This is a genomic window from Planotetraspora sp. GP83 (genome assembly GCF_041262585.1).
Lineage (GTDB): Bacteria > Actinomycetota > Actinomycetes > Streptosporangiales > Streptosporangiaceae > JAOEGB01.
Genome location: NZ_JBGCBZ010000022.1, coordinates 1 through 14,861 on the forward strand (window position 1 = coordinate 1; position 14,861 = coordinate 14,861).

General features: G+C 71.6%; 15 protein-coding genes and 2 pseudogenes. 14 read left to right on the forward strand and 3 right to left on the reverse strand.

Annotation, left to right across the window (positions count from 1 at the left end; genetic code table 11):
• Window positions 1–235 precede the first annotated feature (235 nt).
• Entirely contained in the window at window positions 236–379 is a 144-nt protein-coding gene (locus ABH927_RS26645; protein ID WP_370025925.1) for a hypothetical protein, read from the forward strand.
• Window positions 380–460: 81 nt separating this feature from the next.
• Here ABH927_RS26645 and ABH927_RS26650 read toward each other — a convergent pair whose 3' ends face one another.
• Window positions 461–691 (reverse strand): hypothetical protein, encoded by a 231-nt coding sequence (locus tag ABH927_RS26650; protein WP_370025927.1) that lies wholly within the window; start codon window positions 689–691, stop codon window positions 461–463.
• Window positions 678–926, reverse strand: coding sequence for a DUF6400 family protein (locus ABH927_RS26655; RefSeq protein ID WP_370025929.1), 249 nt, complete (start codon window positions 924–926; stop codon window positions 678–680). The genes ABH927_RS26650 and ABH927_RS26655 overlap by 14 nt, the downstream gene beginning before the upstream one ends.
• Window positions 927–1,032: 106 nt before the next feature.
• Here ABH927_RS26655 and ABH927_RS26660 point away from each other — a divergent pair, with 106 nt between their 5' ends.
• From ABH927_RS26660 to ABH927_RS26685, 6 genes are all read left to right on the forward strand, one after another.
• The gene (locus ABH927_RS26660) at window positions 1,033–1,254 is read left to right on the forward strand and encodes an FmdB family zinc ribbon protein (protein ID WP_370025931.1); all 222 of its coding nucleotides are present in this window, start codon (window positions 1,033–1,035) and stop codon (window positions 1,252–1,254) included.
• Window positions 1,255–1,291: 37 nt separating this feature from the next.
• On the forward strand, window positions 1,292–2,569 hold the full coding sequence (gene fmdA / locus ABH927_RS26665) for a formamidase (protein ID WP_370025933.1): 1,278 nt from the start codon (window positions 1,292–1,294) through the stop codon (window positions 2,567–2,569).
• A 132-nt stretch (window positions 2,570–2,701) separates the two neighbouring features.
• On the forward strand, window positions 2,702–3,289 hold the full coding sequence (locus tag ABH927_RS26670) for a (2Fe-2S)-binding protein (protein ID WP_370025935.1): 588 nt from the start codon (window positions 2,702–2,704) through the stop codon (window positions 3,287–3,289).
• A complete protein-coding gene (locus tag ABH927_RS26675; protein WP_370025937.1) occupies window positions 3,286–4,281 on the forward strand; it encodes a xanthine dehydrogenase family protein subunit M in 996 nt (331 codons plus the stop codon). Before ABH927_RS26670 ends, ABH927_RS26675 begins: the two co-directional genes overlap by 4 nt.
• A complete protein-coding gene (locus tag ABH927_RS26680) occupies window positions 4,278–6,380 on the forward strand; it encodes a xanthine dehydrogenase family protein molybdopterin-binding subunit (RefSeq protein ID WP_370025939.1) in 2,103 nt (700 codons plus the stop codon). The genes ABH927_RS26675 and ABH927_RS26680 overlap by 4 nt, the downstream gene beginning before the upstream one ends.
• Before the next feature lie 75 nt (window positions 6,381–6,455).
• Complete coding sequence (locus ABH927_RS26685) at window positions 6,456–6,680, forward strand: hypothetical protein (protein WP_370025941.1); 225 nt, start codon at window positions 6,456–6,458, stop codon at window positions 6,678–6,680.
• Window positions 6,681–6,688: 8 nt separating this feature from the next.
• Here ABH927_RS26685 and ABH927_RS26690 read toward each other — a convergent pair.
• Window positions 6,689–7,000 (reverse strand): annotated as a pseudogene (locus tag ABH927_RS26690) (hypothetical protein); the annotation flags it as partial.
• A 26-nt stretch (window positions 7,001–7,026) separates the two neighbouring features.
• Here ABH927_RS26690 and ABH927_RS26695 point away from each other — a divergent pair.
• The 7 genes and pseudogenes from ABH927_RS26695 to ABH927_RS26725 form a co-directional block, all read left to right on the forward strand.
• Window positions 7,027–7,329, forward strand: a pseudogene (locus tag ABH927_RS26695) (beta-1,3-glucanase family protein); the annotation flags it as partial.
• 152 nt (window positions 7,330–7,481) lie between these two features.
• On the forward strand, window positions 7,482–8,468 hold the full coding sequence (locus ABH927_RS26700) for an N-acetylglucosamine kinase (protein ID WP_370025943.1): 987 nt from the start codon (window positions 7,482–7,484) through the stop codon (window positions 8,466–8,468).
• The gene (locus ABH927_RS26705) at window positions 8,465–9,949 is read left to right on the forward strand and encodes a glycoside hydrolase family 3 protein (protein WP_370025945.1); all 1,485 of its coding nucleotides are present in this window, start codon (window positions 8,465–8,467) and stop codon (window positions 9,947–9,949) included. The genes ABH927_RS26700 and ABH927_RS26705 overlap by 4 nt, the downstream gene beginning before the upstream one ends.
• A gap of 60 nt (window positions 9,950–10,009) precedes the next feature.
• Window positions 10,010–11,032: a MurR/RpiR family transcriptional regulator gene (locus tag ABH927_RS26710; RefSeq protein WP_370025947.1), complete on the forward strand. Its 1,023-nt coding sequence runs from the start codon at window positions 10,010–10,012 to the stop codon at window positions 11,030–11,032.
• 88 nt (window positions 11,033–11,120) lie between these two features.
• Window positions 11,121–12,935, forward strand: a complete 1,815-nt coding sequence (locus ABH927_RS26715; RefSeq protein ID WP_370025949.1) for an ABC transporter substrate-binding protein — start codon at window positions 11,121–11,123, stop codon at window positions 12,933–12,935.
• A complete protein-coding gene (locus ABH927_RS26720; RefSeq protein WP_370025951.1) occupies window positions 12,932–13,951 on the forward strand; it encodes an ABC transporter permease in 1,020 nt (339 codons plus the stop codon). Before ABH927_RS26715 ends, ABH927_RS26720 begins: the two co-directional genes overlap by 4 nt.
• Window positions 13,948–14,859: an ABC transporter permease gene (locus tag ABH927_RS26725; protein ID WP_370025953.1), complete on the forward strand. Its 912-nt coding sequence runs from the start codon at window positions 13,948–13,950 to the stop codon at window positions 14,857–14,859. Before ABH927_RS26720 ends, ABH927_RS26725 begins: the two co-directional genes overlap by 4 nt.
• Window positions 14,860–14,861 lie beyond the last annotated feature (2 nt).

A 14,861-nucleotide genomic window follows, 5' to 3' on the forward strand; every position in this document is an offset into this window, starting at 1 on the left:
CAACGGGGAACTGCGGGGGGCGACTCATCATGCGTCTCTCTTCCAGGCTCAGGAGACCCAACTAACTCCTGCGCCACTAAGTCTGACGCGCGACACACCCACCTCGGCAGAAAAGGCCGCTACGCCGGAAGATTCCGAACCTGAGCAGAAAACAGCGCAACGCTGACCACGGTGAACCTCGCACAGATCCTGCTGAAGCGCGCACGGGCTTTGCTCCAGCACGCATTGGGCTCTGTTGAATCGCACCCGCGACCGAGCGCCGGGGGCGAGCTCATCGACCAGGGGCATACCGCCCTGCTACTTCCAGGGCTACCTCAACAGGGCGGTCGAGTCCGGCCAGCGGGCGGCCGACGAGGTGATCGTGGCACTGCGCCGCTGACGGCCGGCGCCGCGGAAAGCTCAGCCGCTGAAGCTCAGCCGCTGAAGCCCCGTCGCTGAAGTGCCGCGTCGTTGACCGTGGTCAGCGCGCCGCGGTATGGCCGCCGCGGAAGCGGGTCTCGTGGTCCCAGAGGTAGGCGCAGCGCGGGCACTGGACGTGCAGGAGGCTCCCGGTGGTGCCGAGGAGGTATCGCCAGTGGTCCCGGCAGTTCCGGCCCGCGCCGCAGTCGCCGCAGTCCTTGTCGTCGAGGCATCGGGGGCAGGAAACCCAGGCGCGGCGGCCCCGGTCGGCGTGGGGGTCAATCGGCAGCATGGCTGAAGTCCCGCCGGGGGAGGACGCCCGCGTCGGCGAGCATGGCGTACGTGTTGCGCTGGTGCTCGTCGAGCTCCGAGTAGAGCAGGTCGTAGGCCTCCTGCTCGGACCGCAGCGCGGCCGCCGGGTCCCAGTGCGGGCCGATTCCGGCGACCACGGCGGCCCTCCGCCGAGCCTCCTCGAGGGCGAGGTCGATCTCGAAGACGGCGTGGTCGCCGCCACTCTCTTGGTCCATTGCCACTGTCCTGGGGAAGAGTTTTGCGGGGCCTATGCACCTTATATGGCTTTTGTCCGAATAGCTGGACGGCGGGCGGGCACGGAGCGCTGAACGGGGAGGTGCCATGGCCACCTACGAGTACGTCTGTTCGGGCTGCGGGCCGTACGACGTGGCCCTGCCCATGGGCGGCGCGACGCCGTACCGCGACTGCCCAGAGTGCGGCGGGCCGGCCCGCAGGATCTTCTCCGCCCCGAGCCTGTCCCGCGTGGGCCGGGCGCTGGCGGAGGCGCTCGACAGAGAGGAGCGCAGCCGGGACACGCCCGAGGTCGTCAGGGACGTCCACTGACGACATCCAGCGAGGGAGGACAGTAAGGGAGGCTGCCATGCCGCAGGTCGCGTTCAGCGTGGACCAGTCGAAGTCCATGCGGGACCAGGACGTCCCCGGCCACAACAGGTGGCATCCCGACATCCCGGCTGTGGCGTCGGTACGGCCCGGCGACGAGTTCCGGCTGGAATGCCGTGACTGGACCGACGCGCAGATCGGGAACAACGACTCCGCCAACGACGTGCGGGACATCGACCTGACGCTGCCACACATGCTGAGTGGCCCCGTGGCCATTGAGGGCGCGGAGCCCGGCGATCTTCTGGTCGTCGACATCCTGGACATCGGCCCGGTCCCACAGCAGACCGGCCCACAGCAGACCGGCCCCCAGCAGACCAGGGACGTGCCGGGGCAGGGGTGGGGCTACACGGGGGTGTTCGCCAAGGTCAACGGCGGCGGCTTCCTGACCGATCACTTCCCGGACGCCTACAAGGCCGTCTGGGACTTCCACGGCGTCCAGACGACTTCCCGCCACCTGCCGGGCGTCCGGTTCACGGGGATCACCCATCCCGGCCTGTTCGGCACGGCGCCTTCGGAGGACCTGCTCGCGACGTGGAACCGGCGGGAGCGGGCACTGATCGACACCGATCCCCAGCGCGTACCGCCTCTCGGCCTGCCGCCGGAGCCGGGCAACGCCCTGGCCGGCACGGCGACCGGCGAGGTGGCCGACCGGATCGCCCGGGAGGGCGCCCGGACGGTCCCGCCACGCGAGAACGGTGGGAACCAGGACATCAAGAACTTCACTCGTGGCGCGCGGGTGCTCTGCCCGGTGTTCGTGAAGGACGCCAAGCTGTCGGCGGGCGATCTCCATTACAGCCAGGGCGACGGCGAGATCACCTTCTGCGGCGCGATCGAGATGGGCGGGTTCATCGACTTCCACGTCGACCTCGTCAAGGGCGGCATGGAGAAGTACGGCGTGACCACCAATCCGGTCTTCATGCCAGGCAACGTCAAGCCGCGCTACTCGGAGTTCATGTCCTTCATCGGCATCTCGGTCGACCACGACAGCGGAACCAACCATTACCTGGACGCCACGGTGGCCTACCGGAGGGCCTGCCTCAACGCCATCGAGTACCTCAAGAAGTGGGGCTACACCGGCGAGCAGGCCTACCTGCTCCTGGGCTCGGCGCCGATCGAGGGCCGGATCAGCGGGATCGTGGACATTCCCAACGCCTGCTGCTCGCTCTACATCCCGACGGCGATCTTCGACTTCGACGTACGGCCCGGCGCGGCGGGGCCCGTGGCCAAGGACCGGGGTCAGTGCGCGGTGACCTCGTAACCCACAGCACCCCCCGAGCAACCCCCGCGGCACCTACAGCGCGCGCAACCGCACAACGCCGGTAGATCACAATGAGTAGATCACAGTGAAAGGGACGCATGCGGTGAAGAGGCGAAGGGTACGGCAGCGCCCATGAGAGGGCCCGTGAGAGGCGAAGACAACAACGGACCGGCCTTTCCGGCCCCCGTCACGGCGGACATCCGGCTGTCCGTCAACGGGGACGAGCATCCGGTCACCGTGGACACCCGTGAGACGCTGCTCGACACGCTGCGCGAGCATCTCGGCCTCACCGGGGCCAAGAAGGGGTGCGACCACGGCCAGTGCGGCGCGTGCACGGTGCTGGTGGACGGCCGGCGGGCGAAGGCCTGCCTGACGCTGACGGTGTCGGTGGACGACCGGGAGATCACCACGGTCGAGGGGCTCGCCCGAGACGGCGTCCCGCATCCGCTGCAGGCGGCGTTCGTCGAGCAGGACGCCTTCCAGTGCGGCTACTGCACGCCCGGGCAGCTCTGCTCGGCCGTCGGCATGCTGGCCGAGTTCGCCGCGGGCTGGCCCAGCTCCGTGACGCTCGGCGCCGTGAGCCCGGGGGGCGTCGCCCCCGGCGTGGACGGCCGGCCGCCGCTCGGCGACGACGAGATCCGCGAGCGGATGAGCGGCAACCTGTGCCGCTGCGGCGCCTATCCCAACATCGTCGCGGCCATCCGGCAGGTGGCGCCGTGAGGCCGTTCGTCTACCAGCGTGCCGCCGACGTCCCGTCGGCCGTCATGGCCTGCACCGGGCAGGCCATGTATCTCGGCGGCGGCACGAACCTGGTCGATCTCATGCGTCTCGGCGTGGCCGCGCCCGAGGTCCTCGTGGACGTCACGCGCGTGCCGTTCGACACGATCGAGGAGACCCCCGGAGGGGGCCTGCTCATCGGCGCGGGCTTGCGCAACAGCGACCTGGCCGCCCACCCACTGGTGCTGCGGAATTACCCGATGCTGGCCCAGGCGGTGGTGGCGGGGGGCTCCGGCCAGATCCGCAACATGGCGACCGTCGCCGGGAACCTGTTGCAGCGCACCCGCTGCTCCTACTTCCAGGACATCACCAAACCCTGCAACAAGCGGGTGCCGGGCTCCGGCTGCCCGGCCCGCGAGGGCGACCATCGCAATCTGGCGATCCTCGGCCACTCGGAGGCCTGCGTGGCCACCCACCCCTCCGACATGGCCGTTCCCCTGGCCGCGCTCGGCGCGGTGGTCCACGTCGAGGGGCGCGGCGGGCCGCGTGAGATCCCGATGCCGGGCTTCCACCGGCTGCCGGGCGACGAGCCGGACCGCGACACCGTGCTGGAGCCCGGCGACCTGGTGACCGCGGTCGAGCTGCCCGCCCTGCCGTTCGCGGCCAGGTCCCGCTACCGCAAGGTCCGCGACCGGGCGTCGTTCGCGTTCGCGGTCGTGTCGGTGGCGGTGGCCCTGGACATGGCCGACGGCGTGGTGCGGGACTGCCGGATCGCGCTGGGCGGCGTCGCCCACGCGCCGTGGCGCGCCGAGCGGGCCGAGGCGGCGCTGCGCGGCGCGCCCGCCACCGCCGGGGAGTTCGCGCGGGCCGCCGAGGCCGAGCTGGCCCAGGCGAGCCCCCTGCCGCGGAACGCCTTCAAGGTGCCGCTCGCCCGCAACGTGCTGGTCCGCACCCTGCTCGATCTCATGATCCATGACAACGGGGAGGCGTCATGACGACCGTGGCCATGCCGAACGTCGGCTCGGCGCTCGACCGGGTCGACGGCCTGGAGAAGGTGACGGGCCGGGCCAGGTACGCCTATGAGAACTTCCCGGCCGACCTCGCCTACGCCGTGCCGGTGCAGGCCACGATCGCCAGGGGCGAGATCAGCGCGGTCGACGTGGACGCCGTGCTTCAGCTTCCCGGCGTCATCGCGGCGATCTGGCACGCGAACGCGCCACGGCTGGCTCCCCGCAACGGCGACCCCGAGCTGGCCGTTCTCCAGTCGCCCCGGGTCGCCTACCGGGGGCAGTACGTGGCCGTCGTGGTGGCCGAGACGCTGGAGAGCGCGAGCGAGGCCGCCAGGCTCCTGCGCGTGCGGTACGACGCGGACGAGCACGACGTCGAGCTGCGCCCCGGCCATCCCGGGCTCTACCGGCCCGACCACGTCAACCCGTACTTCCCGACGGACACCGAGCAGGGGGATCCCGACGCCGCTCTGGCGGCGGCTCCGGTCGTGGTCGACGCGACCTACAGCACCCCGGCCGAGCACAACAACCCGATGGAGCCGCACGCCACGGTCGCCGTGTGGGACGCCGAGGGGCTCACGCTGTACGACTCCACCCAGGGCGTGTCGAACATCCGCGGCGCGCTCGCGCCGCTGTTCGGCCTGCCGCCCGGCAGCGTCCGGGTGATCTCCCCGCACGTCGGCGGCGGCTTCGGCGCCAAGGCCAGGGCCCACCCGCACGTGGTCCTCGCCGCGCTCGCCGCCAAGCAGGTCGGGCGACCCGTCAAGCTGGCGGTGACCCGCCAGCAGATGTTCGCGGTCACCGGTTACCGCACCCCGACGATCCAGCGCGTACGGCTCGGCGCGGACGCGGACGGGCGGCTGACCGCCATCGTGCACGAGGCGATCGAGCAGAGCTCCACCGTCGCGGAGTTCGCCGAGCAGACCACCGTGCCGACCCGGATGATGTACGCGGCGCCGCACCGGCGCACCACCCACCGGCTGGTACGGCTCGACGTCCCGACGCCCTCCTGGATGCGCGCGCCGGGGGAGGCCCCGGGGATGTACGCGCTGGAGTCGGCGATGGACGAGCTGGCGATCGCGTGCCGGATCGACCCCATCGAGCTGCGGATCCGCAACGAGCCGGACGTCGACCCCGAGAGCGGCCGGCCGTTCAGCTCGCGGAACCTGGTGGCCTGCCTCCGCGAGGGGGCCCGCCGGTTCGGCTGGGCAGGCCGCGACCCCGAGCCGGGGATTCGCCGTGAGGGCAGGCTGCTGGTCGGCACCGGAGTGGCGGCGTCCACCTTCCCGGTCTACCGGATGCCGTCCCAGGCCACCGCGCGGGCGGAGCCCGGCGGCGGGTTCACCGTCCGGATCGCCGCCGCCGACATCGGCACGGGGGCCCGGACCGTGCTCACCCAGATCGCGGCCGACGCGCTGGACGCCCCGATGGACCGCGTCCGGGTGGAGATCGGCGACAGCGCGCTGCCTCCGGCCTGGGTCGCGGGCGGCTCGGCGGGCACCGCGTCGTGGGGCACCGCGGTCGTCCGGGCGTGCGAGGCCCTGATGGACGCGCTCCACGGCCGCGCGGACGACGTGCCGCCGGAGGGCCTGGAGGCGAGCGCCGACACCACCCAGGAGGTCCGCGCGCAGCGGCGGTTCGCCCAGCACGCGTTCGGCGCCCAGTTCGCCGAGGTCGCCGTGGACATGGACACTGGGGAGGCCCGGGTGCGCAGGCTCCTCGGCGTGTTCGCGGCGGGCCGCATCCTCAACCCCAAGACCGCGCGGTCGCAGCTCATCGGTGGCATGACCATGGGCTTGTCCATGGCCCTGCTGGAGGAGAGCGTCATGGACCACGAGTTCGGCGACTACCTCAACCACGACTTCGCCCAATATCACGTCGCCGCCTCCGCGGACGTCCGCGACATCGACGCGGTGTGGATCGAGGAGGACGACCCCGGCCTCAACCCGATGGGGTCGAAGGGCATCGGCGAGATCGGCATCGTCGGCACGGCCGCGGCGATCGCCAACGCGGTGCATCACGCCACCGGCATCCGAGTCCGCGACCTGCCGATCCGCCTGGACAAGATCGTTCATGGGGCCATTTGAGCTGTCTCGCATAGGAAAGGGCGGTTTGGGCACCGAGAGGTTAGGGCTGATCGCCCCCTGTCGATGGGAGAACTCATGGCTGTTACAGCTGATCTGGCCAAGCTGCTCGACCGGAAGTACGAGGATATGAGCCTGGCCGAACTGGTCAAGGCGCCTGTGGCGGCGCTGTCCGGCGTCAGCGAGGGCGACGCCGAGTTCCTCAAGAACGCTTTCAACATCAAGACGATCGGCGACCTGGGCCGCAACAAGTTCTTCCGGGCGGCCACTGCGATCACCGATCTCGCGGACAGCATCAAGTAGACGGTCCATTAGTTGGCCCAGTAGACGGTGCGGTCCCACGGGCTCGCCTCAGGAGGGGAGCCCGTGGGACACACGGGTTTCAGAACGCCCTGGTAGAGGGCCCACTCGCCGTTGGCCAGCGAGGAGATGTCCTGCCCGCCGCCGGTGTCGGTGGTCGTCTCCAGCGTCACGCCGGGATGAAGAAGCCGTGGTTGGTCGCGTTGGCCCCAGGTGCCCGCGGCGACCTGGTTGGAGTTGATGGTGTGGAACCGCACGCCGTCGAGGTAGAACCGGAGCTGCTCCGGGCTGATGCTGCGATCCCACTCCATCGTGTAGGTGTGGAAGGCCGCCTGGCAGCACCACGGATGTCATGCAATGCTCGGGCGCGCTGGCGTCGGCCGGCATGAGCACGGTGGAGCTGGAGTTCGGGGCCGAGTTCTGCGCCGCCTTCAACCGTGGCGTGGCGCTCAACACCGCCAACTGGTACAGCCCGGCTTCCTACTACCCGGCCGCCACCCCGAAGAACGACTTCGCCGGGTTCTTCCACACCATCGGCATCGACCACCGCGCGTACGGCTTCGCCTACGACGACATCAACGACCAGAGCTCGGTCAAGATCCTGCCGAACAGCAACCCGCCGAGCCGCCTCACGATCGGTATCGGCTGGTAACCCCGGGGAATACATGAGGAGACGACGGCCGGGCACGCCTGCCCGGCCGTCACCGCATGCGCCGTTGTAGAAAATCTTCACGCTCTTATAGTTTGTTGGAGGGTATCTGCGCCCACTGGCCGGGGGCGGCACAACCGGGGGAGGGGGCGGTCGTGACGGCTCTGTTCGTCGGTGTCGACGGGGGCGGCACCAGCACTCGCTGCGTCGTGGCCGGGGAGACCGGGGAGATCGCCGGCCGGGGACGCGCGGGCGGCGCGAACGCGCTGTCGGTCAAGGACCCCTCCGCCAACGTGCTGGCCGCGCTCACGGCCGCGCTCGGCGGCCTCGACCGCTCGTCGGTGGCCGGCGGCGTCTTCGGGCTCGCCGGCGCGGCCTCCGCCGAACGGGTGGCGGGGGATGCGTGGCGCGCGGCCGGGCTCCCGGGCCGGCCTTCGGTCGTGCCGGACGTGCTCGTCGCCTTCACCAGCGCCACCGCGTGCCCCTACGGCACCGTGCTCATCTCTGGCACCGGCGCGGTGGCGGCACGGATCCACCAGTGGCGGGTCGTACGGCGTGCCGACGGCCTCGGCTGGCTGCTGGGCGACGAGGGCTCGGGAGTATGGATCGGCAGGCGGGCCGTCACCGCCGCGCTGACCGCTCTCGACGGCCGCACCGCCCACACCGCGCTGACCGGCCGCGTCGCCTCCGCCGTTCTCGGCTGTGCTTTCAGCGACGCTCCCGGCGACGAACGGTCCCTCGCGCAGGCGATCGTCTCCGCCGTCCACGCCCGCGTCGCCGAATCCGGCCCGGCCTGGCTCGGCACGCTCGCCCCCGTGACCGACGACGCCGCCCGGCGAGGCGACCCCGTGGCCGGTGAGATCCTGGACGAGGCCGCGCGGCGGCTGGGCCGTACGGCACGCGTGGTCGGGGAGGGGGACGGGCCGCTGGTGCTCGCCGGCTCTCTGCTGACCGAGCCCACCGAGCTGGCCCGCAGGGTCAGGGCCGAGCTGGGCGAGCATGCCCAGTGGGTGCCCGCGCGGGACGGCGCCGCCGGAGCCGCCGCGCTCGCCCTCCGGGCCGCCCTGCCGCCCGGCGAGCCCCGCGCGCTTCAGGCCCACCACCGGCTGATCGGCATGGCCGCGGCGCCGGACGGTGGATGATGGGCGGCTCCTCCGAGTCCTCCGAGCTCGACCGGATGGCCCTGACCGTGCTGCAGCCGGGCTTCGACGGCACGAGCCCGCCGGACTGGCTGCGGCGGGCGCTCGCCGAGGGCCTCGGCGGGGCGGTGCTCTTCGCCCGCAACATCGCCGATCCCGACCAGACGGCCGCCCTCGTGGCGGCGATGCGCGAGGAGAACCCCGGTGTGGTCGTCGCGGTCGACGAGGAGGGCGGGGCGATCACCCGCCTGGAGGCGCGGACGGGCAGCTCCTGGCCCGGCAACCTGGCGCTCGGCGTGGCCGGCGACGTCTCGCTGACCCAGCGGGTAGCCCGCCAGATGGGCCGGCTGCTGGCCGCCGCGGACATCACGCTCGACTACGCGCCCGTGGTCGACGTCAACTCCAACCCCCGCAACCCGGTCATCGGTGTCAGGTCCTTCGGTGCGGATCCCGCGCTGGTCGCGCGCCACGGGGTGGCCTGGATCCAGGGCATGCAGGGGGCCGGCGTGGCGGCCTGCGCCAAGCACTTCCCGGGCCACGGCGACACCATGACCGACTCGCATCTCGCGCTGCCGACCGTTCCCGTGCCGCGTGACGTGCTCGAACGGCGGGACCTCCCGCCATTCCGCGCCGCGGTCGACGCGGGGGTGCGGGCCGTGATGTGCGGCCACCTGCTCGTGCCCGCCCTCGACGACGCCCCGGCCACGCTCAGCCATGCCGTACTGACCGGGCTGCTCCGTGAGGAGCTGGGCTTCGACGGCCTCGTGGTCACCGACGCGATCGAGATGCGCGCGGTCGCGGCGCTCCGCTCGCCCGGCGAGATCGCCGTCGGGGCCCTGGCCGCCGGGGCCGACGCGGTCTGCGTCGGCGTCTCCTCGCCGGAGGGGGAGAGCGTCTACGCGCTCCGGGACGCCGTCGTTCACGCCGTCCGGGAGGGCAGCCTCGCGGAGGAACGGCTGGCGGAGGCGGCCGGCCGCGCGCTGCGGCTCGCCGGCTGGTACGCCAGGGAGGCCCCCGCCCGGGCCGCCGCCCTCCGCGACGCCGACGAGGGCCTCGGCCTGGCGGCCGCCACCGCGGCGTTGCGTGTCATCGGTACGGCGGGCCGTCCCGCGCTGAGGGTCGCGCCCCTGGTCGTCGAGATGTCGGCCCGGCCGACCCAGGCCGTGGGGCGGGCGACGCCCCTCGGCGTCGGCGGGGCGCTCGCCGAGGTGCTGCCGGGGACCGTCCGGGTCGAGGTGGCCGAGGGCGGCGACCTGCCGGACCTCGCCGATCCCGGCAGGCCGCTCGTCGTCGCGGTCCACGAGGCCGCCCGGCACGGTTGGATCCAGCGGCTGCTCGCGGAAGCCGTACGGGCCAGGCCCGACGCGGTGGTGGTCGAGACGGGACTTCCCGGCACCCCCGCCGGGGCCGTGTACCTTGCCACCCACGGCAACTCCGCCGCGTCGGCGCGGGCCGCCGCGCGGTGGCTGACCGGCGGCGGCTGACCGGCGTTCCGGACATCCCCTGAATCCCCCCGTAGATCCCCTCACATCGCAAGGAGCCCCATGAAGGAGCCCTCGCCCTCCCAGGGCGGGCCCGCGGCCCCGACTCCCGTGGCCCCCAACCTCCTGGCCCCGAACCTGGTGGCCCCGAACTTGGTGGCGAGCGTGCGCGCGGTGCTGCCCTCGCTCACCCCGGCGGGGCGGGCCATCGCCAAGCTGATCCTCGACGACCCGGCGACGGTCGCCCGCAGCACGATCACCGAGCTGAGCGCCGCCTCGGGGACCAGCCAGGCGACCATCGTCCGGACCGCCCGCGCGCTGGGCTTCTCGGGATATTCCGAGCTCCGCCTGGCGCTGGCCGCCGCGTCCGCCGGTGAGCGGCCGGATCGGCTGGTCCCCGGCGACCTCGCCCCCGACGACCCGCTCGCCGACGTGATCGCGAAGGTGGCCCGCGCGGAGTCCGACGCGCTGGCGGACACCGCGGCGCAGCTCTCCCCGGAGCGGCTCGGCGCGGTCGTGGACGCCCTCGTCGCGGCCCGCAGGGTGAGCGTGTACGGCGTGGGCGCGTCCGGCCTGGTGGCGGCGGACATGGCGCAGAAGCTGATGCGGATCGGCGTGTCCAGCCACGCGTTCGCCGACGTGCATCTGGCGCTCACGGGGGCCGCGCTCGCCGGGCCTTCGGACGTCTCCGTCGGCGTGAGCTGCACCGGCGAGACGCCCGACGTGCTGGAGCCGATGTGGACCGCGCGGGAGGCGGGCGCCACGACTGTCGCCATCACCAACAACCCCCGCTCGTCGCTCGGGGCGATGGCCGACCACGTGCTCGTGTCGGCCGGACGGGAGACCGCTTTCCGGCCGGGCGCGCTGGCGAGCCGCATCAGCCAGCTCCTGATCGTCGACTGCGTCTTCGTGGGCGTCGCCCAGCGCACGTTCGAGGCGTCGGACGGCGCCCTGAGGGCCACCAGAGGAGCGCTCGACAGGTTCCTCACCGACCCTCGCCGCCGCTCTCGCCAGACGTCTTCTCAGGCGTCTTCTCAGGCGTCTTCTGCGACGTCTTCGCAGCTAGACGGCGTTGGTAAAAATTAACTCCATGACTGACTCTATAGACGGAAAAAATTGACGCCGCTGCTCGGCCGCCCGTATTGTCCAGGCAATCGGGAACCAGGAGCAGCCCATGAAGCGACTCGCGGCGATTGCGGCACTGGCGTCGGTCGCCACCGCCACCGCGTGCGGCAGCAGCACCGGGACATCCACCGGGACATCAGCCGGGACTTCGGACCCCTTGGGAGGCGTCTACACCACGATCGACGGCAGCAAGCAGATCAACGCGAGCGCGCCGGTGAACCCCTTCAACCCCGTCGGCTCGGTCTTCGCGGGCTACAACGGGATGACGCTGGCCTGGCCGAAGAACGACCCCATCGACCCCAACCAGTTCTATCCGGCGCTCGCCGGCAGCTGGACGGCCACCCCTGACCAGTCGGAGGTCGTCATCCACCTCCAGCCCAACGCCAGGTGGTCCGACGGCAAGCCGGTGACCAGCGAGGACGTCCGGGTGTCGATCGGCCTCGCCTACACCCAGGGCGGCACGGCCTACGCCCTCGACCCAAAGGCGGCGGGCGCGGCCGCCACCATCCAGGTGGTGGACCCCACGACCATCAGGATCACCCAGGGCGCCAACAAGAGCGGCATGTTCCTCAGCAACCTGCTGTCGACCGTGGTCGTCCCCGCCCACGTCTTCGGCCCGCTGCTGCCCGCCGACTTCTGGCACACGCTCGAGGTGGCCCAGGACGCGAGCGGCGCGGCGGCCGACCGGGCCAAAGCCGTGATCACCGGGCTGGCCGAGAAGGTCATCGCCTTCGCGCCGCCGCGCGACGTGTCCGCCGGGCCGTTCGTGCTGGAGCGGGTCAACCCGGGAGCGGCGCTGCTGAAGCGGAACCCCTACTTCTACAACAGCAGGCTCATCGGCCCGGACAAGGTCAAGGTCCTCAACTACACCGGCAACGAGCAGATCTGGAACTACCTGATCGCGGGGAAGCTCGACAACGCCCCCTTCACCTCGGTGCCGACGGCCGTCATGGACCGCATCCGCCAGGCGAGGGGCAGCCAGGTCATCAAGGGCTACTCGCCCGTGTCCACGTCGATGGCGTTCAACCAGTCGCGCAAGCCGTACGACAACGTGCACGTGCGGCGGGCGCTGGCCTATCTGATCGACCGGAACCAGGTGACCAGGATCGCCTCTCCGGAGGGCGGCACCGCGGCGGCCACGACCTCGGGAATCCACGCCAAGGCGGCCAAGGCCTGGCTGGGGGACGGATTCGGCGCGCTCGACCCCTACCGGTTCGACCCGGCCAAGGCCGCGGCCGAGCTCAAGGCCGCGGGCATGACCCGCAAGGGCGACCGGTGGGCGATGCCCGACGGCACGCCGTGGAAGGTCGAGATCCACGTGCCGGCGTCGTTCTCCGACTGGGTCTCCGCGGCCAAGTCGATCACCAGCCAGCTCAGCGACCACGGGATCGACGCCACCGTGGTCACCGCCGCCGACTACACCCTCTACCTGGGCGAGCTGGCGGCCGGCAAGTACGACGTCGGGTTCTGGCTCATCGGCCTCGGGCCCTCGCCGTACAACATCTTCCAGCGTCTCTTCGGCCAGGCGAACGGCTGGCAGATGTTCGGCGGCCATCTCAAGCACGTGGCGCCGGGCGCCGAGGGCAACTGGATGGGCGGCCCGGAGACCGTGGGCGGCGTCAACCCCGGCGAGCTGACCAGCAGGCTCCAGTTCGCCTCCCCGGACGAGCAGAAGCGGATCGTCGGCACGCTCGCCCGGGTGGCCAACGAGCAGCTCCCGGTCGTGCAGCTCTGGGACTACGTCAACACCCAGTTCGTGAACACCTCCCGGTACACGGCGTTCCCGCCGGACGACAGCGACGCGCTGCGGCTGTCGTCGGGCGTGTGGATGCAGCTCGGGATGATCAGGAAGAGGCAGGCATGACGCGATCCCGCGGAAGCGCCGTAGTGAGGCGAGTGGCCGGCCACCTGATCCGCGGCCTGGTCATGGTCTGGGTCGTCGCCACGATCAGCTTCGTCATCATCCGGAAGATCCCCGGCGATCCCGTCCAGGGACAGTACGAGAGCCTGATCCAGAAGGGCATGTCGCCCGAGCAGGCCGAGCGCGCCACGGCCGTCCTGTACGGATTCCTCCCCACGGGAAGCCTCTGGGACCAGTACACGGGCTACATCGGCTCGCTGCTCCACCTGGACCTGGGGCGGTCGCTCAGCACGCCCGGCGTCGAGGTCACGACCCTGATCGGCCACGCCGCCCGGTGGACCGTGCTGCCCGTCCTCGCGGGCACGCTGCTGAGCTTCCTGCTCGGTGTCACCATGGGCGTCTACGCGGCGATCAAGCGGTCGGGCAAGCTCGGCGACCTGCTCGCCCTGTCCGGCTCGCTGCTCCACGGCGTGCCGGTGTACGTCATCGGCCTCCTGCTCACGGCGATCTTCACGACGCTGTGGCCGATTCTCCCGTCGGGCGGGCCGGTCGACGTCGAGTTCGTCCCCGGCCTCAACCCCGGGTACGTCGGCTCGCTGCTCCAGCACGCGGTGCTGCCCGTCGTGACGTACACGCTGGCGAGCTACGGCGGATGGATCCTCGCCATGAAGTCCAACGTGGTGGCCGTGCTCGGCGACGACTTCATCCTGGCGGCCGAGCTGCGCGGGCTCAAACGCGGCATCGTGTTCCGCTACCTCGCCCGCAACGCGATCCTGCCGCTGTTCACGATCCTCGCCCTGTCGATCGGCATGCTCTTCGGCGGGTCGATCTTCATCGAGGAGATCTTCAACTATCCGGGGCTCGGGCTGCTGCTCGTCAACAGCATCAGCAGCCGCGACTACGCCCTGATGGGCGGCACCTTCCTGGTGATCACGGTGGGCATCATCGTGGCCAACATCGCCGCCGACCTGCTGTACACGGCGATCGACCCGCGGGTCAGGAGCGGAGGCTCGGCATGACCGTGACCGTGATCCCCGAGGTGACGGCCGGGACCACCCGCGCGACGCTGCGGCGCAACTTCTGGCGCGGCGTGTGGCGGGTGCTGCGCCGCAAGCCGAGCCGGATGGCCGGGGTCGTCATCGTCCTCCTCTTCGCCGTCATGGGCCTGATCGGGCCCCTCCTCTACCCGGAACACCTGCCGCGCGACGACAACGCGCTCTACTCCCCGCCGAGCCTCCGGCACCCGTTCGGCACGGACTTCGAGGGGACGGACGTGCTCGCGCTGGTCGTCACCGGCGCGCGGTACGTGCTGCTCACGGGCCTCGCCACGGCGGTCATCACGGTCGCGCTCGGCACCGTCATCGGCCTGTTCGCCGGGTTCCGGCGGGGCCGGTGGGACACCGCGCTCATGCGGCTCACCGACATGAACCTCGCCATTCCCGGCCTGCCGCTGCTGCTCGTGCTCTCCGCCGTGTGGAAGTTCGAGAGCCCGATCGAGATGGGTCTCGTGCTCGGGCTCCTCGGCTGGGGCGGCGTGGCCCGTGCCGTACGGTCCCAGACGCTGTCGCTGCGGGAGCGGGGCTTCATCGAGGCCGCCAGGGGGCTCGGCCTGCCGACGACGCACATCATCGGCCGCGAGCTGCTGCCCAGCATGGCCCCCTACATCGCGATGAACATGCTCATCGCCGTGACCGGGGCCGTGTACGCGCAGGTCGGCCTGTTCTTCCTGGGCGTGCTGCCGTTCGAGGCCAACAACTGGGGCGTGATGCTCAACCTCGCGGTCTTCAACGGCGGGGCGCTGACCACCCCGGCCGCCCTGCCGTACCTGCTCGCCCCCCTGCTCGCGATCCTGCTGCTCACGCTGGGCATCGTGCTCATCGTCGACGCGATGGACGAGATCTTCAACCCGCGGCTGCGGGAGGAGTAACC

Bases quoted from the DNA above. Each gene is read 5' to 3' on its own strand.
- ABH927_RS26705 (WP_370025945.1), top strand. From the start codon at position 8,465: ATGATGGGCGGCTCCTCCGAGTCCTCCGAGCTCGACCGGATGGCCCTG.
- ABH927_RS26725 (WP_370025953.1), top strand. From the start codon at position 13,948: ATGACCGTGACCGTGATCCCCGAGGTGACGGCCGGGACCACCCGCGCG.
- ABH927_RS26670 (WP_370025935.1), top strand. From the start codon at position 2,702: ATGAGAGGGCCCGTGAGAGGCGAAGACAACAACGGACCGGCCTTTCCG.
- ABH927_RS26650 (WP_370025927.1), bottom strand. From the start codon at position 691: ATGCTGCCGATTGACCCCCACGCCGACCGGGGCCGCCGCGCCTGGGTT.
- ABH927_RS26710 (WP_370025947.1), top strand. From the start codon at position 10,010: ATGAAGGAGCCCTCGCCCTCCCAGGGCGGGCCCGCGGCCCCGACTCCC.
- fmdA (WP_370025933.1), top strand. From the start codon at position 1,292: ATGCCGCAGGTCGCGTTCAGCGTGGACCAGTCGAAGTCCATGCGGGAC.
- ABH927_RS26715 (WP_370025949.1), top strand. From the start codon at position 11,121: ATGAAGCGACTCGCGGCGATTGCGGCACTGGCGTCGGTCGCCACCGCC.
- ABH927_RS26685 (WP_370025941.1), top strand. From the start codon at position 6,456: ATGGCTGTTACAGCTGATCTGGCCAAGCTGCTCGACCGGAAGTACGAG.
- ABH927_RS26680 (WP_370025939.1), top strand. From the start codon at position 4,278: ATGACGACCGTGGCCATGCCGAACGTCGGCTCGGCGCTCGACCGGGTC.
- ABH927_RS26655 (WP_370025929.1), bottom strand. From the start codon at position 926: ATGGACCAAGAGAGTGGCGGCGACCACGCCGTCTTCGAGATCGACCTC.
- ABH927_RS26660 (WP_370025931.1), top strand. From the start codon at position 1,033: ATGGCCACCTACGAGTACGTCTGTTCGGGCTGCGGGCCGTACGACGTG.
- ABH927_RS26720 (WP_370025951.1), top strand. From the start codon at position 12,932: ATGACGCGATCCCGCGGAAGCGCCGTAGTGAGGCGAGTGGCCGGCCAC.